Source organism: Vibrio sp. 1069 (assembly GCF_033340555.1).
The window spans coordinates 1-598 of record NZ_JAWOWP010000615.1 but is presented as its reverse complement, the minus strand read 5'-3'; the positions used below and the strand labels follow the sequence as shown (position 1 = coordinate 598).

General features: G+C 50.2%; 1 protein-coding gene. It reads right to left on the bottom strand.

Annotated features, from left to right (window positions below; genetic code table 11):
- Nucleotides 1–24: 24 nt before the first annotated feature.
- A partial coding sequence (locus R7040_RS28065; protein ID WP_318097832.1) for a TRIC cation channel family protein occupies nucleotides 25–598 on the bottom strand: 574 nt, incomplete at its 5' end.

The following is a 598-nucleotide window of genomic DNA, read 5'->3' as shown; positions in this document are numbered from 1 at the left end:
GATTGAAATCTGTTCTTGAATTGCTTAGCGGTTGATGGCGAAAGTAGGTAAAGATAGATGCCAACGAATCGCACCAAGGCGAATCACTAGTGTTGAGATAACACCTGCGAGCAGGGCTGTGGAATGATCGTAACCCATACTCACAGCCATCGTGTGGAAGATACCACCAATGATACAGGCTGTGGCGTAGACTTCGCTTCTTAGCACCATAGGTACCTCTCGGGCTAAGACATCTCGGATTATGCCGCCACCGCAACCGGTGATTACACCCATGATCACGGCAACCATGCCTGAGGCGTTGTAGGCGAGCGCTTTTTCTACCCCAATTCCCACAAATACGGCCAGACCGATGGCGTCACACACGGGTAAAACCCACCAAGCTAACCGTTTTGGTCTGCGAACCAAGATCATAGTTAACAAGCAGGTGATGAAGATAACCCAAAGATAAGTGGTATCGGTAATCCAAAAGACGGGGGTCGCACCAAGTGCCATATCACGAATAGTGCCACCGCCAATGGCAGTCACGCTGCCTAGGACGATAACACCGAAGGGATCCATTTTTAATCGGCCAGCGAGTAAAACACCAGACACAGCGAAG